Below are 21,434 nucleotides of genomic sequence, written 5' to 3' on the forward strand. Positions count from 1 at the left end.
CATGCCCAACATCATTACCGTCATCACCGCCGTCCACGCCCCGGGCGCCGAGCATCTGCCGGACGCCTACAAGTCGTTGCGCGAGCAGGAGCTGCCGGACGGCTGGGACTGGCAGTGGGTCATCCAGGAAGACGGCGAGACCGACGCCGTACGTCCCTATGTCCCCGATGACGCCCGCGTCAGCTTCGGCCAGGGCCGGGCCGGCCGGGCCGCGATGGCCCGCACCATGGGGCTCTCCCGCGCCGAGGGCGAGTACGTCAAGGTGCTGGACGCCGACGACATGCTCACCCCCGGCGCCCTCGCCCGCGACCTCCGCGCGCTCACGGACCACCCCGATCTCGGCTGGGCCACCTGCCGCGCCCTGGACCTGCTGCCCGACGGCTCCACCGTCGGCTTCGAGGGCGATCCGCCGCAGGGGCCCATCGCGCGCGGCGCCCTCCTCGAATTCTGGCGGGCGAACGACCACCGAGCCCAGGTCCACCCCGTCACCCTCTTCGTACGCCGGGACCTGCTCCTCGCCCTCGGCGGCTGGATGGCCCTCCCCGCATCCGAGGACACCGGCCTCCTCATGGCCCTCAACGCGGTCAGCCGCGGCTGGTTCACCGCCGAGACCGGCCTGCTCTACCGCAAGTGGCCCGGCCAGGTCACCAGCCAGTCCGCCCACACCGACGAGGCCGAGCGCGCGGCCCGCTTCGCGGTGGTCGAGGCGCGGGCCCGGGTCCTGGCCGCCATGGACGGCTGGCGCTACGAAGCGGGCTGAAAACGCCTGCTCGGGCGGCCACCGATGAGTTTGTGCGGCCTCCCCGGTCTGAGAGGAGGAAGAGCTCACCGACCCAGGAAGAGCTCACCGACCGCTTCCCACGGAGGGGCATCATGAGGAAGATCAGCGCCAGCCTGTTCATCTCGCTCGACGGGGTCGTGGAAGCGCCCGATCAGTGGCACTTCCCCTATTTCAACGACGAGATGGGCGCCGCCGTCGACGCGGCCTTCGCCACGGCCGACACCCTCCTCCTGGGCCGTAAGACCTACGACAGCTTCGCCGGAGCGTGGCCGGACCGTGAGGCGGAGGGCGGCGAGGACGCCGGTTTCGCCAAGAAGCTCGGCGACGCTCGCAAGATCGTCGCCTCGCGCCAGGACCTCACCTTCACCTGGCGGAACTCCGAACTGCTCAAGGGCGAGCTGGCGGACGCCGTCACCGCGCTCAAGAGGGAACCGGGCGGGGACATCGCCCTGAGCGGCTCGGTCTCCGTCGTCCGGCAGCTCATGGCGCACGGCCTGCTGGACGAATTGCACCTGCTGGTCCACCCGATCGCCGTCCGCAAGGGCATGCGGTTGTTCGACGAGGCCGACACCACGATCCCGCTGAAGCTGCTCTCCTCCGAGACCTTCGGCACCGGTGTGCTGCACCTGGTCTACGTCCTGGCCGAACCGACCGGCGACGCGACCTACGACGACGCCAAGGCCCACCTGCCCCAGAACGATCACTAGCACCGTCCGCCTTGTGTCAGGGCAAGGTTTCCGCGTCCACCCGCGAGAAGACCAGGTCGCTTTCCTCGGCGACCGGGCCCCGCCAGCGCATCGGTACCTCCGGGGCGCGCCGGAGTGCGTCCGGGTAGGTGGCTGCCGCGTAGTCGTTGGTCAGGCGGTAGACGTGGAAGCCGTGGCTCTTCAGAGCTGTCAGCAGTTCGTCGACGGAGTCGCCGAGGTCGGACATGCGCTGCGGGGTGACCTCTACGGTCAGTTCCGCGTCCGGGCGCAGTTTGTCCAGCAGGGGGAGGAGACCGCGGACGACGCCGCCTTCCGCGCCCTCCACGTCGATCTTGATCACCCTGGCCCGGGTGATCTCCTCCTCGGTGAGGAGGCGGGGCAGGGGCTGGGCCGCGATGTCGAAGGTGGACTCGGCCGGGCCGTCGTAGGGGACGACGCTGTTCGCGCCCATGTTGCGGGAGCTGGCGAGGATGAACGTCAGCAGCTCGTCGCGGTCGGAGACGGCCGCGTTGATCGCGCGGATGTTGGCGCAGCCGTTGCGCCGCGCGTGCCGCAGGAGGATGCGGTGGAAGGTCGGCGAGGCTTCGATCGCCACCACCTTGCCGCGTGCACCGACGAGGCGTGAGGCCAGGATGCTGTAGTAGCCGATGTTGGCCCCGACGTCGACGAAAACGTCCCCGGGCTTGAGGCGGCGCTGGAGCCACCGCGTCATATGCGGTTCCCAGACGCCGAAGAGGTACAGGTAGCGCTGGATGAGGTCCTGTGTGTCGACGGCGAAGGTGGCGCCGAAGCGGGTACGGGCCAGGCGGTGCAGGGGGCGGTCCCGTAGTGCGGCGTTGAGGTGGTTCTCGACCAGGGCCCGCTTTCCGGCGCTCCAGGGCGCATGGCGGACGTACTCGCGGCCGAGGTCCAGAGCGGCCTGGTCGAGCCTGCGGCTGCTGCGGCTCACGGGGCCTCCAGGGGGTGAAGGGTCGTTCTGGTGCGGCGTCTCCCCCTGACCTGCTTCCCCCTGACATGGAAGCGCCCGACCGCTGGCGACGGGGGATGCACCAGCGGTCGGGCTGTACCTAAGCGTAACGCGGCTCCTCGCGTGTGGGAGCCGACTCCTCCCTCCGATGAGGAGTTGTGACCGCGATCACGCAACGTTCTCGCAACGTCGTTACCGACCGCAGGGAGGCTCGTACGACAGCCGCGGCAGGTACTCGTCCCATTTCTCCGGTGTCAGCACGCCCCGGGTCATCGAGCAGATACGACGATCCGCCACGCCCACGTCCAGGCTCCACAGCCGGACCGTGTCGGCGCCGCTGGACACTCCGAGCATCCGGTTCTGGCGACTGAACGACAGGAAATTGCCGGTCTTGGCGTTGGGGCTCAGCGACTGGCCGATGGACGCGGCCTTGGACGGGACGGTGACGTCCCAGAGGCGGGCCGTGTTGTCGTTGCCGCCGCTCGCCAGGGTGCTGCCGTCCCGGCTGAACGACAGCGACACGATCGCGTCGGTGTGGCCGGTGAGAGGGGAGCGCAGCCGGGTCGCCCTGCTGGGATCGGTGACGTTCCAGAGCCGGACGGTGTTGTCGTCGCTGCCGCTGGCCAGTGTGCGGCCGTCCGGGCTGTAGGCGAGCCGGTTGATGGGGCCGAGGTGTCCCGTGAGCGGCGCGCCTCGTGGGGCGGCGTGGCGCGGGTCGGTCACCTTCCACAGGCGGATGGTGTTGTCCGCGCTGCCGCTGACGAGCGTACGGCCGTCGGGGCTGAAGACGAGGTCGTTGACGTAGCCCTTGTGGCCGGTGAGCGGCGTGCCGAGCCGACGGACGTGGGACAGGTCGCTGACGTCCCACAGTTGGATGGTGCGGTCCTCGTACGCGGTTGCCATGACGCGCCCGTCCGGGCTGAAGGCCAGGGCGCTCGCGAACCGGGTCCGCAGGGGGAGGGGCGACTTGTAGGCGACGGGGTGGGCCGGGTCGGTGACGTTCCACAGCCGCAGCTCGCGGTTGCCGGTCATCACCGCGAGGGTGTGGCCGTCGGGGGAGAAGGTCAGTTCACGTACCGCGCCCTCCCCGGGGATGAACGGCTTGCCCAGCGGCGCCGGCCGGCTGGGCTTCTCCACGTTCCACAGCCGGACCTTCTCGTCGCGCCCGGCCGTGGCGAGCACCCGCCCGTCCGGGCGGAACACCCCCATCCGGCCGACCATGTCCGAGGTCGGCAACGACCACAGGCGGACCGTGTTGTCGCCGGACCCGGTGGCGAGGGTGCGGCCGTCGGGGCTGAAGCCCAGGGCGTACATCTCGCCGCTGCTGCCCGCGAGCGGCTCGCCGACCTGCGACGGGTATTCCGGATCGCTGACGTTCCACAGGCTCGCGGTGCTGTCCTGGCTGGCGGCGGCGAGCATGGATCCGTCCGGGCTGAAGGACACGGACCAGATGGGGCCGGTGTGGCCGGTGAGCGGCGAGCCCAGCGGCTCCGCGCGACGCGGATCGCCGACGTTCCACAGCCGGACGGTGTTGTCCGCGCTGCCGCTGGCGAGAGTGCGGCCGTCGGGGCTGAAGGCCACGGAGTGCACCAGGTCCTTATGGCCGGTCAGCACCGTCTCGATCCGCTTCGGACGGCGCGGATCGGCCATGTTCCACAGCCTGATCGTGCCATTGTCGTCACCGGCCGCCAGGGTCTTGCCGTCGGGGCTGAACGCCACGGAACGTACGGCGGCGGTGGGGCCGGTCAGCGCGCCGAGCGGCCTCGGCCGGCCCGGGCGGCTCAGGTCCCAGAGGCGAACGACGCGATCTTCCGTGGCCGTGGCCAGCGTGCGCCCGCCCGGGCTGAAGGCGAGCAGATAGATCGTGCCGTCGTGGCGGGACAGGGGCGCGCCGATCGGGCGCGGGTGGCGGGGGTCCCGCACGTCCCACAACCGGACCGTGCCGTCGTCGCCGGCGCTGGCGAGGGTGCGGCCGTCCGGGCTGAAGACCGCGCTGCTCACCCAGCTCGTATGGCCGGTGAGGGGTTTGCCGAGCGGTTTGGGGCGGGTCCGGTCGCTCACGTCCCACAGCCGTACGGTCCGGTCGTAGCTGGCGGTGGCCAGCAGCCGCCCGTTCGGGCTGAACGTGGTGAGGTAGACGGCGCCGGTGTGGCCATGGAGCGGGGTGGCCAGCGGCGCGTTCACCACCGAGAGCAACCGGTTCTTCGTGGCCTCGTCGTCGGGCCGCAAGCGGTGTGCCACCAGGGCGAGTTGGGCGGACAGTGACGGATCCGTGTACTGGAAGCGATCGGCTTCGGTGACCACCTGCTCGAACACCGCGTCGTCCCGCTGCTGCCAGGCGACCACCGCCGTACCGGCGGCCAGGACCGCCAGGACGACCAGGGCCGACACCGCACCACGGCTGAGCCACACCGTGCGCCTGCGCAGCCGGACGGACGCGGCCAGGAATTCCACCGCGCTGCGGGTCAGATAGGTGCCGCCGGCGGTCTTCGCCCAGGTGTGGGCCTGCTCCAGGCGGGAGCCCCGGTAGAGCAGGGACGCGTCGCGGTTCGAGCCCTCCCAGGCCCTGCCGTCCTCCTCCAGCCGCTGGCGCACCAGATGGTCGTTCCGGTCCTCGTCGATCCAGTCGCGCAGCCGTGGCCAGGCGTGGAGCAGCGCCTCGTGGGTGATCTCCACGGTCTCCGCGTCGAGCGTCACCAGGCGGGCGCGGACCAGCGCTTCGAGCGATTCCTCCGTCTTGCCCGGGTCTGTCGACTCCTTGGCCAACTGGTGCCGCGTCCCCCGCCTGCGGGTGGCCTGGGTGTCCTCGCCCAGCCGGACCAGCCGCAGGAGCAGCAGCCGCGCGGCCGTGCGCGCCTCGGTGTCGAGGTCGGACCAGGCGCGTTCGGCGGTGGCCGCCACCGCGCCCTGGATGCCGCCCGCCGCGCGGTAGCCGGCCAGCGTCAGCCGTCCCGCCTTGCGCCGCTGCCAGGTGGCGAGCAGGGCGTGGGAGAGGAGCGGCAGCACGCCCGCGTCATGCGTGCCACGAGGGCTGTCGGCGCTCACTTCACGCACGATCAGCTCCGCCAGCCCCGGTTCGAGTTCCAGCCCCACGGCCTTGGCCGGGCCGGTGACCGCTTCGCGCAACTCCGCGGTGGTCAGCGGCCCGAGCACCATGTGCCGGTGCTGCAGCGCGTCGGCCAGTTCGGGATAGGCCAGGCACAGCTCGTAGAAGTCGGCACGTATGCCGAGGACGACGAGCACGGGGGGCGGCTCGCCCGGGCCGTCGGGCGTGCAGACGGCGTGGAGGAGCTGGATGAACGCGCGCCGGTCCGCCTCGTCGGCGCCGAGGGTGAACGCCTCCTCGAACTGATCCACGATCACCACCGGACGGGCGGTGGCGGACGTCTCGCGTTCCGCCCAAGCCATGACGGCCTCGCGCACCGCGCGCGCGAACCCGGGAGTGCCGGGCCCCCGCGCCTCGGCGCCGGGCTCCCGCGCCTCCGGTTCCGCCGACGCGGGGACGACGTCCGCGAGTTCGGGGATCCGGCGGGCCAGCTCGGCGAGCGGATCGGCGCCCGGTACGAGCTGCAGCACCCGCCTCTCGCGCAACGCGGGCACCCGCCTCTCGCGCAACGCGGGCACCAGCCCGGCGTTCAGCAGGGAGGACTTCCCCGCCCCGGAGGCGCCCACGAGCACGACCAGGCCGCCCGTCTCCTCCGCCGCGCAGAGCTGAGTGACGAGGGCCTCCGTGCTCCGCTCCCGGCCGAAAAACCACCGGGCGTCCTGCTGACGGTACGAGGCCAGCCCCCGGTACGGGCATACGCCACCGGAGACGGCCGGGGTTTCGGCCGGGGGCCGTTCCTCTTCTTCCGCTGACGGGTCGGGGCGTTCGCCGACCGGGTCGGCCACCGCCCGCTCCCACAGCCGTTGCCAGTGGGCCATGTCGTACAGGCCCTTGGACACCGGCACGGGCCGCGCGCGGCGGGCGTCGGGTATCAGGACGAGCAGTACGGCCGCGAGGGCGATGAACTGGGCGGGTACGTTCTTGGCCCGTCGCCAGTCGCTGATCCGCTGGGCGGAGACCCGTACGGGACGCCCTCGCTCGTCGGCTCGCTGGAGTCGGACGACCGCCTCGGACACGCTCTTGAGGGGAGGGTTGCCGGCCTCCCGGTACAGCAGCGCGAGGCGTTCCGCGAAGGCTGTGCGTGCCCCCGAGTCGGAACTCAAGGTCTCCACTCCTTACTTCCCCCGCGCTCTGAACTTCCGGACCGGAAAACTCACTTTATACGGCTGACCAGCGGTGAAGCCGGTATCGCGATGCCGGAACCTCCTCGGCGGGAGGCACAACTGGCAGGATCATGGCGCAGTAGCGCACCCCACCACGAGCCGCCCAGCAAGGCCATCAGCTCAGCGCACGGAGAGACAACCCATGACACCGCATGTTCTCGGTCAGCTTTCGGCGAAGTCACGTGTTGCGCCGGAGCCACGAGACGGCGGTCGCGGGGCTCGTCGTATGAGCTCGAGAGATCCGTGGAGCCGGTCCTGTCCGGACGGCTGTCGCATCGACCACGGGTCCGGCCTTCGCACCTGATCCGCACCGGCACGGCGCGGATCGCCACCGCCCCACGGTTCGGCACCGGTCCCCACGAGGGGAGGGACCGGCGCCGAACGTGGGAGCGGGTCAGGTCATCTGGGCGTGGCGGGCCAGTCGCCGGGGCCGCCGCCGTTCCATTCGATCAGCTCGGGGTTGTCGAGGGTCGCGTTCTCTTCCAGCACACCCGCGCGCTGCAGGAGCCGCCGGAGCTCGTCCGCGCTCACCACCACGCCGACGTCCTGGCCGTCGATCAGCACACGACGGCGGCCGTCCAGCGGTTCGTCCACCACCACGCGAGCCGGGGCCGGGGTCTTGTCCTCCATAGCACCAGGCTCGCCGCATACGGCGCCGACCGCACCTCGGGCGGGACGCGCCGACGAGGCCGAACGGCAGAGGGACGTGCCGACGGCAGAGGGCCTGGCCCACGCGGCCGAACGGCAGAGGGCCGGGAACCGGTCATCCGGTCCCAGGCCCTCCGTCATGCCGGTCGTGCGGTCGCGCCGATCCTGCCGGTCGTACGGTCGTGCCCGTCAGCCGCAGCAGCCGCCGCACTGGCACGGGCCGCCGGACTGGCAGCCGCAGCCGCAGCCCGATCCGCAGCCACATGCGCCGACAGGGTGGCCGACGGGTTGGGTCGGAGGGGGTTCGGGCTTGGAGAGGTCCGCCATGCGTCGCCTCCTCGGGAGGGGTCACGTCACCTGCCCCTCATGGTGCCGACGACCCGGCGGCCGCGCGCAGGGGCGCGTCGACGGCGCTTCGATGCACGCCGTCGCGGACGTTCACGCCCCTTGGACGTCTCCCTGCGGGGACATCTCGTCGGCGTGCTCACCGGTGACCAGGTAGACCACGCGCTTGGCGACGGAGACCGCGTGGTCGGCGAACCGCTCGTAGTAACGGCCCAGCAGCGTGACGTCCACGGCGGTCTCTATGCCGTGCTGCCAGCGGTCGTCCATCAGGTGCTGGAAGAGGGCGCGGTGCAGCAGGTCCATCGCGTCGTCGTCCTGCTCGAGCTGGAGCGCGAGGTCGACGTCCTTGGTGATGATGACCTCGGCGGCCTTCGCCATCAGCCGCTGCGCGAGCTGGCCCATCTCCAGGATCGTGGCGTGCAGATCGTGCGGCACGGCCGACTCCGGGAAACGGAGCCGGGCCAGCTTGGCGACATGCTGCGCGAGGTCGCCGGAGCGCTCCAGATCGGCGCTCATCCGCAGGCTGGTCACCACGATCCGCAGATCGGTGGCGACCGGCTGCTGCCGGGCCAGCAGGGTTATCGCCCGTCCCTCCAGATCCCGCTGCAGAGTATCGACCTTCTCATCGGCGGCGATGACGCTCTCGGCGAGCTTGAGGTCCGCGTCGAGAATGGCAGTGGTGGCACGGCCGATGGCCGAACCGACGAGCCGGGCCATGTCGACCAGGCCGTCCCCGATCGAATCAAGCTCCTCGTGGTACGCGTCCCGCATCACTGACCTCTTTCACTGACTCTCGGTGACGATCTCTGACAGGTTTCTGGCAGATCTCCGTGGCTATTGCCCTCAAGGGCCCCACACTTCCACGCTCCGGCCGGAACGCGTCCGCTTCCGGCATCGGGCGTTAATCACACCTAACTCCCAGGTGAACTCTCGGCAACGTGGCCCCGGCCGCCCCGTGTGACACCCGCCCGGCGAAACGTCCGGAGTGAACCGATACCGACGCCCCGGTGAACTCTCGGCAACGTCTGACCAAGGGGATCGTCACGGGGCTGTGGAGTGGTCTCGCCGCCCGCATAACCTGGACGCATGAACGTGAACGCGGCGATCGCCGCAGTGGCGGCGCTCGCCGGGTTGTGCACCGGCGTCATCGCCATGCTGGCGTTCCGCTGGAGCGAGCGTGAACAGGCGAAGCCTACGCGCTCCTCACTGCATACCGACGCCGTGCTGCCGCCCGGCGTCGACACTGTCCTGTCGGTGCTGCGCTCCTCGGCCGTCGTCCTCGACGAAGCGGACGCCGTCGTCAAGGCAAGCTCGGCCGCGTACGCGCTGGGCCTGGTGCGCGGCGGCAAGCTGGCCGTGGAGCCGATGCTGGCGATGGCCCGCGACACCCGGCGGGACGGCGAGATCCGCCAGATCGAGCTGGATCTGCCGCGCCGCGGCACCGGCCGGGGCGGGGACGCGCTCGCGGTGTCCGCCAGAGTGGCCCCGCTGGGCTCCCGGCTGGTCCTGCTGCTCGTGGAGGACCTCACCGAGGCCCGCCGGATCGAGGCCGTGAGACGTGACTTCGTCGCGAACGTCAGCCATGAGCTCAAGACCCCGGTCGGCGCGCTGTCCCTGCTGTCCGAGGCCGTGATGGACGCGTCCGACGACCCGGAGGCGGTCAACCGCTTCGCCGGGCGGATGCAGGTCGAGGCCACCCGGCTGACCAGCCTCGTCCAGGAGCTCATCGACCTCTCCCGGGTGCAGAACGACGACCCGCTGGAGGACGCCGAGCCGGTCCGGGTGGACGAGCTCGTCGCCGAGGCCATCGACCGGTGCCGTCACCAGGCGGGCACCAAACAGATCACGATGGCCACGGGCGGCACCGCCGACCTGCACGTATGGGGCAACCGCGGCCAGCTCGCCGCCGCGCTCGGCAATCTCGTCGAGAACGCGGTCAACTACAGTCCGGCCCGTACCCGCGTCGGCATCGCCGCCCGCCGCATCCCCGCCACCGGCGGGGACCTGATCGAGGTCGCCGTGACCGACCAGGGCATAGGCATCTCCGAGAAGGACCGCGAGCGGATCTTCGAGCGCTTCTACCGGGTCGATCCGGCCCGCTCGCGGCAGACCGGCGGGACCGGGCTCGGTCTCGCCATCGTCAAACATGTGGCCGCCTCGCACGGCGGGGAGGTCACCGTGTGGAGCGCCGAAGGACAGGGCTCCACCTTCACCCTGAGACTCCCGGAAGCCGGTGCGGCACGGGACCGGGACCGCTCGCGGAGCCAGCCGAGCGATTCGAGCGAGTCGTACGACACCGGAGCAGACCTCGATGGCGAGGACCACGGCCGGCCGTACGAGACCTTCACCAATGAACCACTCTCTGCCCCGGAGGTCCTTCCGTGACCCGAGTTCTGGTCGTCGAGGACGAGGAATCGTTCAGCGACGCGCTGTCGTACATGCTTCGCAAGGAGGGATTCGAGGTCGCGATCGCGACGACGGGGCCCGAGGGCCTCGACGAGTTCGAGCGCAACGGCGCCGACCTGGTGCTGCTCGACCTGATGCTGCCGGGCCTGCCCGGTACGGAGGTCTGCCGCCAGCTGCGTGGCCGGTCCAATGTCCCGGTGATCATGGTGACCGCCAAGGACAGCGAGATCGACAAGGTGGTCGGGCTGGAGATAGGCGCCGACGACTATGTGACCAAGCCCTTCTCCTCACGTGAGCTGGTCGCCCGGATCAGAGCCGTGCTGCGCCGCCGCGGTGAGCCGGAGGAGATCACCCCCGCCGCCCTGGAGGCCGGGCCGGTCCGGATGGACGTGGACCGGCATGTGGTCACGGTCGGCGGCGGCAAGGTGGACCTCCCGCTGAAGGAGTTCGACCTGCTGGAGATGTTGCTGCGCAACGCGGGCCGGGTGCTGACCCGGATGCAGCTGATCGACCGCGTCTGGGGCGCGGACTATGTGGGCGACACCAAGACGCTCGACGTCCACGTCAAGCGACTCCGGGCCAAGATCGAGCCCGACCCGGGTGCGCCTCGGTACCTGGTGACGGTGCGGGGTCTGGGCTACAAGTTCGAGCCGTAAGCCATATGCCGTAGAGCCGGACCCGGGCCCCCAAGCCGCCGGACGGAGTCCGGCACAGCGTCCCGAAGCCCGTGAGGCCCGCCAGGGCCGAGCGGTGCGAGGGGCGCACGAGGGAGGGGGCTCGAGCCGGCCCCATGCGCGAGGGCGGCCCTGGAAAGCTCCAGGGCCGCCCTCGCGCATGTCCGGGGCCGGTCTCAGTGACCGCCGCCGTTCGGGTTCGGCTCGCCCGTCGCGATGCCGTTCGGGGCGCCGCTGCTCTGGTCGGAGCCCGGCTGGCCGCTCGCCGAGCCGGACGGGGTGCCGCTGGGCTTGCCACTGGGCGTACCGCTCGGCGTGCCACTGGGCGTCGCCGAGCCCGACGGCTTCGCGGTCGGCAGCTCGGACGGGCCCCAGCCCTTGAAGTAGCTCGTCGCCGGGACCACGAACGCGGTGACCGGGATATCGCCGGTCGAGCTGAGGTCGAAGACGACCCGCTCCGCGTTGCCGTCCTGGGCGGCCTCGCGCCCGTCGCTGATGACGGCGGAGGCATTGCCCGCGCCGCCGAAGGCCACCGAGCCACCGGCCGGGACGACGACCGGGCCGGTCTTGCCCTTGGCCGGGGTGAGCTTCACCCGCGCATCGGTGCCGGGGAGGGTGATGGCCTTGACGGTCTGGTCCCCCTTGCCGTTGTTGAAGAGCCGGCCGGTGACGACGGCCGGGCCCTTCGCCTTGCGGTCCGGCTGGGTCACCAACGTGGCGTTCTGGATCTTGATATCGCCGACAGCGGTCGCGGCGTTGTCGGGCTTGACCTCCAGCGTCTGTGCGTCGTTCCCGGCTCCGCAGGCGGAGAGCGGGGCGACCGAGACCACGATGGCGGCTGCGGCGAGGGCGCCGCGTCGAAGGCTGCTGCTCACGGCGGCGGCATCTCCTAGGACGAGGTAGACGAGGTAAAGATTGGATCAGCGCGCTTAGATTACCGATCCGCCCTCTTCGGCCCGCACCCGACCCGCCCCAAGGCGCTCCGCCCCGGGCGGCACACCCGTGCGCTGCCGGTTCCGGCGTGCGTTACGGGGTCCGTACGGCGCCGTCCTGAAGTCCCGAATATCGGCTTGGCCGTTCGCGCCGGAGATTATCGGTAAGGAATCCATGCATGTCCGAGAATTGATCACAGGCTTGATGCGCTCTGCGTGATCAAGTCTGTGATCAATTCTCGAATCGGGGCGGGATCGCTCGCTCCTGATCCGAACGGAGTAGCGGAAGTCCATCGACTGGACTCCGGCAAAACGGGACGTACGGCCACTCGTCCGGGCTTCTTCGGGTGCGTAACGGGCAGGTTTCCGCGTGCCCGGACAGCGGCTCCCACCTGCGAATACCCGGTTCCGCACGCCTCGTGCAGCACGTTCCGGTCGCACTTGTCAAGCCCCGAGATATGCCCTGACCTGCGAAAACGCCATTCAGAAGAAGGCGTTCCCGTGTTACCCTGGATAGCCACGGAAGGGGTACCTGTCACATGACGTTCAAGGTTGGCGACACCGTGGTCTATCCCCATCACGGGGCCGCGCTGATCGAGGCCATCGAAACTCGCCAGATCAAAGGCGTGGACAAGACCTACTTGGTGCTGAAGGTCGCTCAGGGTGACCTGACGGTTCGTGTGCCGGCGGACAATGCGGAGTTCGTCGGTGTGCGTGATGTGGTCGGCCAGGACGGGCTGGATCGGGTCTTCGAGGTGCTGCGTGCACCGTATGCGGAAGAACCGACGAACTGGTCCCGTCGTTACAAGGCAAATCTCGAGAAGCTCGCCTCCGGCGATGTGATCAAGGTGGCCGAGGTCGTGCGTGATCTGTGGCGCCGAGAGCGTGAGCGCGGACTCTCCGCCGGTGAGAAGCGCATGCTCGCCAAGGCCCGCCAGATCCTGGTGAGCGAGCTCGCTCTCGCCGAGAGCACCAATGAGGACAAGGCCGAGGCTCTGCTCGACGAGGTTCTCGCGTCCTGAATATCAATGCCGTGGTGCCCGAGTGACTCAGACCTCTGATTCCCGCTAAGTCGTCTGTCGCCGGGCGCTGCGGCATGCGTACGCACCGGACGCTGTGATCCCCTGAGCGTGATTTCCACGCGGTGATCTCTTGCGAGCCCCCGGTCGTCGCACCTCTGTGCCGGTGCGCTCAGCCGCGCCACGGTGCGCGGTGGAAGGTGTGCCGGGCCCGGGCAGCTGACTCGACCGGTCGTCACGGAAGGGGCCGGTCGGGCCATCGCGCCCGGCACGCTGTGGCCATACCCATTTCGGCTGAGGAAGCAAACCTGAACGCCAACTCAATGTCCGCAACCCCGGATCACGGCGGCTCCGGCGCGTCCGGCCGACCCGCCCGCACCGCCGCCGTGATCCCCGCAGCGGGCCGCGGAGTGCGGCTGGGCCCGGGCGCCCCCAAGGCGCTGCGCCCGCTGAGCGGCACGCCCATGCTCGTCCACGCCGTACGGGCGATGGCCGGATCCCGCTCCGTCTCCCTCGTCGTCGTGGTCGCCCCGCCGGACGGCGCCGACGAGGTACGGCGGCTGCTGGACGCGTATCCGCTGAGCGGCAGCCTCGCCGACACCACCGAGGTGGTGGTCGTGCCCGGCGGCGAGACCCGCCAGGAGTCGGTGCGCAAGGGGCTGGCCGCCGTCCCCGAGACCGTCACCACCGTGCTGGTGCACGACGCGGCGCGGCCGCTGGTGCCCGTGGACACGGTGGACGCGGTCGCCGCCGCCGTACGGGACGGGTCGCCCGCCGTCGTCCCCGCGCTGCCGCTGGCCGACACCGTCAAGCAGGTCGAGCCGCGCACCGGGGAGCGGGCCGGCGAGCCCGAGCCGGTCGTCGGCACCCCGGAGCGCGCCCTGCTGCGCGCCGTCCAGACCCCGCAGGGCTTCGACCGCGCCACGCTCGTGGCCGCCCACGAGAAGATCGCCCTGGAGGGCGAGGGCGCGACGGACGACGCGGGCATGGTGGAGCGGCTCGGCGTCGAGGTCGTGGTCGTCCCCGGCCATGAGGAGGCGTTCAAGGTGACCCGGCCACTGGATCTGGTGCTGGCCGAGGCGGTTCTGGCCCGCAGGAGGGCGAACGATGGCTTCTGACGCGGTGGTGCTCCCCCTGGTGGGCATCGGCACGGATGTGCACGCCTTCGAGAAGGGCCGTGAGCTGTGGTGCGCGGGTCTGCTGTGGGAAGGCGACGAGTACGGAGAGTACGGACTGGCCGGCCACTCCGACGGCGATGTGGCCGCGCACGCCGCCTGTGACGCGCTGTTCTCCGCCGCCGGGCTCGGCGATCTCGGCGCCCACTTCGGCACCGACCGCCCCGAGTGGTCCGGCGCCGCGGGCACCACGCTGCTCGCGGAGGCGGCCCGGATCGTGCGGGACGCGGGCTTCGGGATCGGCAATGTGGCGATCCAGGTGATCGGCGTGCGCCCCAAGATCGGCAAACGGCGCGCAGAGGCGACGAAGGTGCTGACGGCGGCGGTGGGCGCCCCCGTCTCGGTGTCCGGTACGACCACGGACGGCCTGGGCCTGACCGGTCGGGCCGAGGGCCTCGCGGCGATCGCCACGGCGCTGGTGGTCCGGCGGTAAGGCTGGTGGTCCGGCGGTAAGGGGGCAGGGGCGTCGTCGGCCGCTGCCCGCGCGTCCCACGCCCCGGTTTCGTCCCGAGTGTCACGCTTCTGTGTCCCCGCCGGGGAAGACGCACAGGGCACCGTTCACTTCCCACTACCCTTGATGCGTGACTATTCGCCTGTACGACACCAGCGCCCGGCAGATCCGTGACTTCACCCCGCTCACGCCGGGCTGTGTCTCGATCTACCTGTGCGGCGCGACCGTGCAGGCGGCCCCGCACATCGGGCACATCAGGTCGGGGCTGAACTTCGACATCATGCGCCGCTGGTTCGCCCACCGCGGCTATGACGTGACGTTCATCCGCAATGTCACCGACATCGACGACAAGATCATCGCGAAGTCGGCGGAGCAGAAGCGGCCGTGGTGGGCGATCGGCTACGAGAACGAGCGCGCCTTCAACCAGGCGTACGACATCCTCGGCTGCCTGCCCGTGACCTATGAGCCGCGGGCGACCGGTCATGTCCCCGAGATGATCGAGATGATGCGGGAGCTGATCGACCGGGGTCATGCCTATGCCGCCGAGGGCAATGTCTACTTCGATGTGCGCTCGTTCCCCGAGTATCTGAAGCTCTCCAACCAGGATCTGGACGGACTGCGCCAGCCCTCCGGCGAGGGCGAGATCGGCAAGCGCGACCCGCGTGATTTCGCCATGTGGAAGGCGGCGAAGCCGGGGGAGCCGAGCTGGGAGACCCCGTGGGGGCGCGGCCGTCCCGGCTGGCATCTGGAGTGCTCGGCGATGGCGCACAAGTACCTCGGGCGCGCCTTCGACATCCACGGCGGCGGCGTCGACCTGATCTTCCCGCACCATGAGAACGAGATCGCGCAGGCCAAGGCGTTCGGCGACGACTTCGCCGCCTACTGGGCGCACAACGCCTGGGTGACCATGAGCGGCGAGAAGATGAGCAAGTCGCTCGGCAACTCGGTGCTCGTCTCCGAGATGGTCAAGCGCTGGCGTCCGATCGTGCTCCGCTACTACCTGGGCACCCCGCACTACCGGTCGATGATCGAGTACAGCGAGGAGGCCCTGCGCGAGGCGGAGTCGGCGTTCGCGCGGATCGAGGGCTTCGTCCAGCGAGTGGTGGAGAAGGCCGGGACCGTCGAGCCCGCGGCCGAGGTGCCGCCCGCCTTCGCGGAGGCGATGGACGACGACCTCGGGGTGCCGCAGGCGCTCGCTGTCGTCCACACCACCGTCCGCCAGGGGAACTCCGCCCTGACCGCCGACGACAAGGAGGCGGCGGTCGCCCGGCTCGCCGAGGTGCGGGCCATGCTGGGCGTGCTGGGCCTCGACCCGCTCGATGAGCACTGGGCGGGCGGCTCGGACCGCGGTGAGGATCTGCACGGCGTGGTCGACTCGCTCGTCCGGCTGGTCCTGGAGCAGCGGCAGGCCGCGCGAACCCGTAAGGACTACGCGACGGCGGACGCGATCCGCGATCAGCTACAGCAGTCGGGTCTGGTGATCGAGGACACCCCGTCCGGACCGCGCTGGGAGCTGGGTCAGCGCTGAGGCTCTGGCCCTGACCTCCTGTGTTGTGCCGCCCGGCGCCCCGGGCGGCACACTTGTGACCGTACAAATGACCGCACAGACGCCTTTGACCTCACAGACGGGTGACGTTCGGCGTCCGAGCCGCTTGCTGAGCAGCGCTGAGCAGTGAAGAGACAGGTGACCATTCATGGCCGGCAACAGCCAGCGCAGGAACCGCCGTACCAGCAACAAGAAGGGTGCGACGGTCGGCAGCGGAGGCAAGCGGCGCCGCTCCCTCGAGGGCAAGGGGCCGACTCCGCCCGCCGAGATGCGTAAGGGACATGCCAAGCAGCGGGTCGCCAACGCCCGCACCCGCCAGGCAGCCAAGCGCCCCGTCGCGCGCCGCGGCGGCAAGGGGTCGAGCGAGCTGGTGGTGGGCCGTAACCCGGTGGTCGAGGCGCTGCGCGAGGGCGTTCCGGCGAACACCCTGTATGTGCAGCAGTTCATCGACAGCGACGACCGGGTGCGCGAGGCGCTGAAGCTGGCCGCCGACCGCGGCGGCATCCACCTCATGGAGGCGCCCAAGCCCGAGCTCGACCGGATGACGAACGGCCTGAACCACCAGGGCGTGGTGCTCCAGGTCCCGCCGTACGAGTACGCCCACCCCGAGGACCTGAGCGCGGCCGCCTTCGACGAGGGCGAGGACCCGCTGATCGTCGCCCTCGACGGGGTCACCGACCCGCGCAACCTGGGCGCGGTGGTCCGTTCGGTGTCCGCCTTCGGCGGCCATGGCGTGGTCGTACCGGAGCGGCGCGCGGCCGGGATGACCGCTGGCGCCTGGAAGACCTCCGCGGGCACCGCCGCCCGCACCCCGGTCGCCCGCGCGACCAACCTCACCCGGACGCTGGAGGCTTACCAGAAGGCGGGCCTGACGGTCGTCGGGCTGGCCGCGGACGGCGAGGTCGAACTGCAGGACGTCGAGGCGCTGGACGGCCCGCTCGTGATCGTCGTCGGCAGCGAGGGGAAGGGGCTCTCGCGGCTGGTGGGCGAGACCTGCGATCTGCGGGTGCGGATTCCGATGCCGGGCGGCGCGGAGTCGCTCAACGCGGGCGTGGCGGCGGGCGTCGTCCTCTACGAGGCGGCTCGGCGCCGGGCGTAGGCGGGCCTTTGGCGCGGGGGCCCCTGGGCAGGGGGTGCTCCCCGGCGGGCCCCCTGGCACGGGGTGCTGGCTGCTTGATCCGGCGGCTCCCTGGCAGGGGGCGCTGTCGGCCTGATCCGGCCGTAAGGCGGGCTCGGTGTGGTCGTGGTGCGGGTCCGGTGTGGCCGAGGCGGGTTCGGTGTGGTCGTGGTGCGGGTCCGGTGCGGCCGTAGAGCAGGTCCGCCGCGGCCGTAAGGCGCGCCCGGTTCCGCCGTGGGCCGGGGCGTGGGTGCCCTGGCCCGGGCGGGTCTGCGGCCGATGATCTTGACGGGCCTCGGACAGATCGGGACGTCCCCGGCAGTGTCTTTCCCGTCCGTCGCTCGGTTAGTTGGGCGTGGAGACCAGAAAAGCCCGCATGCCTTCGCCCATGGCGGGAAGCGCGCGGGGATTCGACGACGAGCCACAGCTGACCATGGCCAAGGTGCCATGCGATCCCGCGCAGGTCGCCGTCAACGCCCCGAGCTTCCGGGTGCAGCTCAGCGCCCCGGTCGTCAGCAGCGCGCTGGCGAACACGGCCCGGCTCACCCGCGTCCCGGCCCCGGGCCGGCGTCGGCCGCCCGTGGTGTGGAGCGGCCGCACCCGCCCCGGCGGGGACACCGCGGCGACCCGGCTGCTGCAGGCCGTGCGGTACTCCGCCGAGGGGTTGACCGACAGTCTGTCCGACGGCCTCTCGGACCGTCTGTCCGACGGCCTGTCCGATGCTCTGGGCCGTTCCCGGGCCGGGGAGAGCGCCGAGGACGTGGGCGCCACGCAGGTGCTGCCGCGGATCGCCTTCGACGACGACACCCCCACGGTCATCGGCCCGCGCAGCCCCCGTACGGAGAACGCGCCCCGGTCGTCCGGCGGGCGGCGCCGTCCGGGCGCGGACGGCCCGGCCGAGGCGGGCGGGGCGAGCGCGGTGGCGCGGGCGGCCGGGGCGGAGCGGCGCGGCGCGCCCTCCGGACGGCCGGGCGCCATCGACGGCGACGGGCCCGAGCCGCGGAGCGCCACGGTGCCGCGTCCGCGCCGCCACTCCGAGTCCGTACGCCACGCCTACTACCCCGGGCGCCGGATGAACCTCGGCGTCGTCCTGCTCCCCCTGCGCATCTTCCTCGGCTTCATCTCCGTCTACGCGGGGATGGGCAAGCTCTCCGACCCCGTCTACTTCGACGGCGGCGAGCGCGGTTCGATGGTCACCTGGCTGCGCGCGCTGCACCCCTGGCCGTTCGCGGAGCCGCTGCGGGACCTGGCGCTGGAGCATCCGGTGGGCGCCGGGCTGACCGTGGCGTTCCTGCAGATCGTGGTCGGGGTGCTCACCGTGCTCGGGCTGTGGCAGCGGCTGGCCGCCTCGTTCGGCGCGCTGCTGTCCGCCGCGCTGATCCTCACCGTGAGCTGGCGTACGGTGCCGGTCTACGACGCGCCCGACATCATCTACCTCGCCGCCTGGAGCCCGCTGGTCATCGCGGGCGCGCCGGTCTACTCGGCGGACGCCCGGCTCGCCGGCGAGGCATGGCGGCGCCTCGGCCCCCGGGCCGAGCTGTGGGAGCTGCGGCGCCGGGTGCTGCGCCGCGGCGGTGTGATGGCGATGGTGGTCGCCGGGCTGACGCTGCTGGTGGGCTCGATGCTGGGCACCGCCGTACGGTCCTCGGAGGTCGTGAAGGCGCCGGAGCCGAGCGATATGCCGACGAACAACCTGCCCGGCTCGCCACTGCCCAGCAAGTCCGTGGAGAGCCCGCGCGGCGGGCAGCGCGGGCCGATGGGTACGGGCGGCGGATCGGCCGGTGCGCCGTCGCCGCGTGAGCGGCTGCCGCACCGCCCCAAGCCGTCCGCCTCGGCGTCGACGTCCTCCTCCGGGGTGCCGAGCGCGACGGGGTCCGCGTCCGGCACGTCCGACCGCCCCAGCGACGGATCGCGGTCGCGCCCGGGCCTGGGCACCACCCCCCGCTCTCCGCGCCACCCCCTCGCCCCGACGGCGGGCCCGTCGTCGCTGGGCGGCGCCGGGGGAGGGATGTCCGCGGGCGGCCCGGAGGGCGGCCCGCCGGAGGACAACACGTCCAACTACAGCGACCCGGCCGCCGACGAGGCCGCCTTGGGCGGCCTCCTCGGCTGACCGGAGCCAACGGGGCACCGTCCCGGCCGGACGAGGAGTCCGAGGCGGACGAGAGACCAGCGGGCTGGTGGCGGCCTGTGCCCGGGCTCAGCAACCGCCTCGCCTGCGAGCGGACAGCGAGTCGGCAGGCGGACGAGGGATCAACGGGCGGACGACGCCTGTGCCCGGGCTTAGCACCGTGTTGCCCGCGGGTGGATGACGGACGCGCGGGCGGGTGACGAGCCCGTGGGGCAAGCCCGTGGGGCGAGTCCGCGGGCGGGTGGCGGCCGGTGCCTGGGCTCAGCAGTCGCCGCGCCCGCGAGCGGACAGCGAGTCGGCAGGCGGACGAGGGATCAACGGGTGGGCGGTGGCCCGTGCCCGGGCTCAGCACCGCGTTGCCCGCGGGTGGACGACGAGCCGCGCCCAGCACCGCCTGAGCCCCGGAGCAGCGGGCACCGGAGCCCCCGAGCAGCGGGGCACCCAAGCGCCTGAGCACCGGATCCCGGAGCGCCCAAGCACCGTAGCCCCCGAGCAGCGGGCACCGTAGCCCCCGAGCAGCGGGGCACCCAAGCGCCTGAGCACCGGATCCCGGAGCGCCCAAGCACCGTAGCCCCCGAGCAGCGGGCACCGTAGCCCCCGAGCAGCAGGGCGCCCAAGCACCTGAGCACGGGACCGCCGGAGCACCCGAGCGCCCGAGCACTCAAGCCCCCGAGCCCCCAGCACCGGGAGCCACCCAGCCCCCCGCTCAGCCGTGGGGCACCGGGGCTGTGTCGAAGGGGCCGTGGCCGTGGGGTGGGGGGCCCGAGGCGAGTTCTTTGGCGGCCTCGGTCAGGTCCTTGGCGGTGTCGATGGCCCGCCAGTACGCGCCCTGGGGCAGCGGGAAGCCGGCCAGCCGCCGTTCCCGCGCCAGGCGCGGGAACGTGGTGCGCTCGTGGTCGCCCCGGTCGGGCAGCAACGCGGTGAAGGCGGCGGAGAAGACGTAGACGCCCGCGTTGATGAGATACGGCGAGGGCGGCGACTCGATGAAGTCCAGGACATGCCCGAACTCATTGGTCTCCACGGCCCCCCACGGAATGCGCGGCCGGGCGAGGGCAAGCGTGGCGGTGGCCCCGCGTTCGTCGTGGAAGTCCGCCATGTCGCGGAGCGAGAAGCGGGTCCAGATGTCGCCGTTGGTGGCGTACCAGGGCTGGTCGGGCTCGGGGAGCCTGGCGGCGGCGAACTTCAGGCCGCCGCCGCGCCCCAGCGGCTCCTTCTCGACGACGGTCCGCACCCGCAGCGGCAGGTCCGCCGTCTCGAGCCAGTCCTGGAGGACGGCGGCGAGGTGGCCGCAGGAGACCACGGCGTCGGTGACGCCCTCGGCGGCCAGCCAGGCCAGCTGGTGGCCGATGATCGGGGTCCCAGTGCCCGGGATCTCGACCATCGGCTTGGGGCGGTCGTCGGTGTACGGACGCAGCCGTGAGCCCTGGCCTCCGGCCAGGACGACGGCTTGTGTGGGGCGCGCGCTCTGGTGGGGATGCCCGGGTCTGCGCTCGTCGTCATCGCTCATGAACCGCACCATATGCGGTGGGAGGACCGCCGCAGGCGGAGCCGGAGCGGGAACGGTGGCAAGAGCGGGAAGAGCACGGGCGGTACGGGCCACGGCGGGAGCCGCGCGGCCTCGGCGGGACGGGTGACGCGGTCAGCGGTACGCCTGGGTGATACCGGACGCGAACGAGGTGTCGCAGACGGGCCGGGCGTACGCCTGGGCGCGGCTCACGCCGCCGTACTTGGCGACCGCGGCGCGGCCGAGCGCACGGGCGATGGAGGCGCAGTGCTGGGCGAGCGAGGGCCGTTCGGCGGTCGCGGCCTGGAGGTGGGTGAGCGCCACGGAGGGGTTCTTCTCCTGGAGCTCGGCGAGCAGCCGGTCGCGCAGCAGCTCATGCGGGGCCCGGTGGGTGGCGTGGCTGGACGCCCGGTCGGAGGAGGCGGTGAGGATCTGCGAGTCGGCGCTCGGCGAGGCCCAGGGGACGCGGGTGACCGCGAGGGTGCCGGAGAGGACGAGCACGACGGGGAGGACGAGAGCGAGCGTTCTGCCGATGCGGCGGGCTGCGTTGTTCACGGGGTAGTTCCTCGCGGGTGGGTGGTACGGGACTGCGGTACGCGGTGATCGTAGCGAGGAGCGACGATTTGGCGACATTCCGTCACCAGGCTGGGTGATGGGAAACCACCCTTGGCGGTCGGAGGGTTGACGCTCTAGATCGAAATGGTCGAAATGTCGGGGAATTTATCGACAACACAACAACGCAACAACCGCCCCCGCACAACGCGA

The 21,434-nt window shown here is 71.6% G+C and carries 17 protein-coding genes; 10 read left to right on the forward strand and 7 right to left on the reverse strand.

The features are described from left to right. Position 1 precedes the first annotated feature (1 nt). Both J5X86_RS03920 and J5X86_RS03925 read left to right on the forward strand, forming a co-directional pair. Complete coding sequence (locus J5X86_RS03920) at positions 2 to 760, forward strand: glycosyltransferase (RefSeq protein ID WP_208515366.1); 759 nt, start codon at positions 2 to 4, stop codon at positions 758 to 760. A 113-nt stretch (positions 761 to 873) separates the two neighbouring features. After that, positions 874 to 1,488 (forward strand): dihydrofolate reductase family protein, encoded by a 615-nt coding sequence (locus tag J5X86_RS03925; RefSeq protein ID WP_208515367.1) that lies wholly within the window; start codon positions 874 to 876, stop codon positions 1,486 to 1,488. A gap of 16 nt (positions 1,489 to 1,504) precedes the next feature. Here J5X86_RS03925 and J5X86_RS03930 read toward each other — a convergent pair whose 3' ends face one another. The 4 genes from J5X86_RS03930 to phoU form a co-directional block, all read right to left on the reverse strand. Beyond that, positions 1,505 to 2,437, reverse strand: coding sequence for an FkbM family methyltransferase (locus J5X86_RS03930; RefSeq protein WP_208515368.1), 933 nt, complete (start codon positions 2,435 to 2,437; stop codon positions 1,505 to 1,507). A 210-nt stretch (positions 2,438 to 2,647) separates the two neighbouring features. Then, the gene (locus J5X86_RS03935; protein WP_208515369.1) at positions 2,648 to 6,673 is read right to left on the reverse strand and encodes a WD40 repeat domain-containing protein; all 4,026 of its coding nucleotides are present in this window, start codon (positions 6,671 to 6,673) and stop codon (positions 2,648 to 2,650) included. Between the two features lie 450 nt (positions 6,674 to 7,123). After that, positions 7,124 to 7,354 (reverse strand): hypothetical protein, encoded by a 231-nt coding sequence (locus J5X86_RS03940; RefSeq protein WP_208515370.1) that lies wholly within the window; start codon positions 7,352 to 7,354, stop codon positions 7,124 to 7,126. Between the two features lie 456 nt (positions 7,355 to 7,810). Then, positions 7,811 to 8,488, reverse strand: a complete 678-nt coding sequence (gene phoU / locus J5X86_RS03945) for a phosphate signaling complex protein PhoU (RefSeq protein WP_208515371.1) — start codon at positions 8,486 to 8,488, stop codon at positions 7,811 to 7,813. 315 nt (positions 8,489 to 8,803) lie between these two features. On the opposite strand from phoU, the gene J5X86_RS03950 reads away from it, so the two are divergent. Then, the gene (locus J5X86_RS03950) at positions 8,804 to 10,102 is read left to right on the forward strand and encodes a cell wall metabolism sensor histidine kinase WalK (RefSeq protein ID WP_208515372.1); all 1,299 of its coding nucleotides are present in this window, start codon (positions 8,804 to 8,806) and stop codon (positions 10,100 to 10,102) included. Beyond that, entirely contained in the window at positions 10,099 to 10,779 is a 681-nt protein-coding gene (locus J5X86_RS03955) for a response regulator transcription factor (RefSeq protein ID WP_014061580.1), read from the forward strand. Before J5X86_RS03950 ends, J5X86_RS03955 begins: the two co-directional genes overlap by 4 nt. A 194-nt stretch (positions 10,780 to 10,973) precedes the next feature. Here the strand turns inward: J5X86_RS03955 and J5X86_RS03960 are convergent, their stop codons facing one another. Then, positions 10,974 to 11,672 carry a DUF461 domain-containing protein gene (locus tag J5X86_RS03960; RefSeq protein ID WP_208515373.1) on the reverse strand — a complete coding sequence of 233 codons (699 nt, stop codon included), beginning with the start codon at positions 11,670 to 11,672 and terminating at the stop codon, positions 10,974 to 10,976. A gap of 596 nt (positions 11,673 to 12,268) precedes the next feature. Here J5X86_RS03960 and J5X86_RS03965 point away from each other — a divergent pair. From J5X86_RS03965 to J5X86_RS03990, 6 genes are all read left to right on the forward strand, one after another. Beyond that, a complete protein-coding gene (locus J5X86_RS03965) occupies positions 12,269 to 12,751 on the forward strand; it encodes a CarD family transcriptional regulator (protein ID WP_009716930.1) in 483 nt (160 codons plus the stop codon). Positions 12,752 to 13,071: 320 nt separating this feature from the next. Continuing rightward, positions 13,072 to 13,866 carry a 2-C-methyl-D-erythritol 4-phosphate cytidylyltransferase gene (gene ispD, locus J5X86_RS03970; RefSeq protein ID WP_119989573.1) on the forward strand — a complete coding sequence of 265 codons (795 nt, stop codon included), beginning with the start codon at positions 13,072 to 13,074 and terminating at the stop codon, positions 13,864 to 13,866. Then, positions 13,856 to 14,356, forward strand: a complete 501-nt coding sequence (ispF, locus tag J5X86_RS03975) for a 2-C-methyl-D-erythritol 2,4-cyclodiphosphate synthase (protein ID WP_208515374.1) — start codon at positions 13,856 to 13,858, stop codon at positions 14,354 to 14,356. Before ispD ends, ispF begins: the two co-directional genes overlap by 11 nt. 148 nt (positions 14,357 to 14,504) lie before the next feature. Then, positions 14,505 to 15,902, forward strand: a complete 1,398-nt coding sequence (cysS, locus tag J5X86_RS03980) for a cysteine--tRNA ligase (RefSeq protein ID WP_208515375.1) — start codon at positions 14,505 to 14,507, stop codon at positions 15,900 to 15,902. A 166-nt stretch (positions 15,903 to 16,068) separates the two neighbouring features. Continuing rightward, positions 16,069 to 17,019 (forward strand): 23S rRNA (guanosine(2251)-2'-O)-methyltransferase RlmB, encoded by a 951-nt coding sequence (rlmB, locus tag J5X86_RS03985; protein WP_208515376.1) that lies wholly within the window; start codon positions 16,069 to 16,071, stop codon positions 17,017 to 17,019. A 394-nt stretch (positions 17,020 to 17,413) separates the two neighbouring features. Further along, positions 17,414 to 19,147 carry a DoxX family protein gene (locus tag J5X86_RS03990; RefSeq protein WP_208515377.1) on the forward strand — a complete coding sequence of 578 codons (1,734 nt, stop codon included), beginning with the start codon at positions 17,414 to 17,416 and terminating at the stop codon, positions 19,145 to 19,147. A gap of 724 nt (positions 19,148 to 19,871) precedes the next feature. Here J5X86_RS03990 and J5X86_RS03995 read toward each other — a convergent pair. Together J5X86_RS03995 and J5X86_RS04000 are read right to left on the reverse strand one after the other, a co-directional pair. Beyond that, a complete protein-coding gene (locus J5X86_RS03995) occupies positions 19,872 to 20,672 on the reverse strand; it encodes a nucleotidyltransferase family protein (protein WP_078647490.1) in 801 nt (266 codons plus the stop codon). A gap of 132 nt (positions 20,673 to 20,804) precedes the next feature. After that, on the reverse strand, positions 20,805 to 21,224 hold the full coding sequence (locus tag J5X86_RS04000) for a hypothetical protein (protein ID WP_208515378.1): 420 nt from the start codon (positions 21,222 to 21,224) through the stop codon (positions 20,805 to 20,807). Positions 21,225 to 21,434: the final 210 nt, after the last annotated feature.

Source organism: Streptomyces sp. NEAU-YJ-81 (genome assembly GCF_017592595.1).
Lineage (GTDB): Bacteria > Actinomycetota > Actinomycetes > Streptomycetales > Streptomycetaceae > Streptomyces > Streptomyces hygroscopicus_B.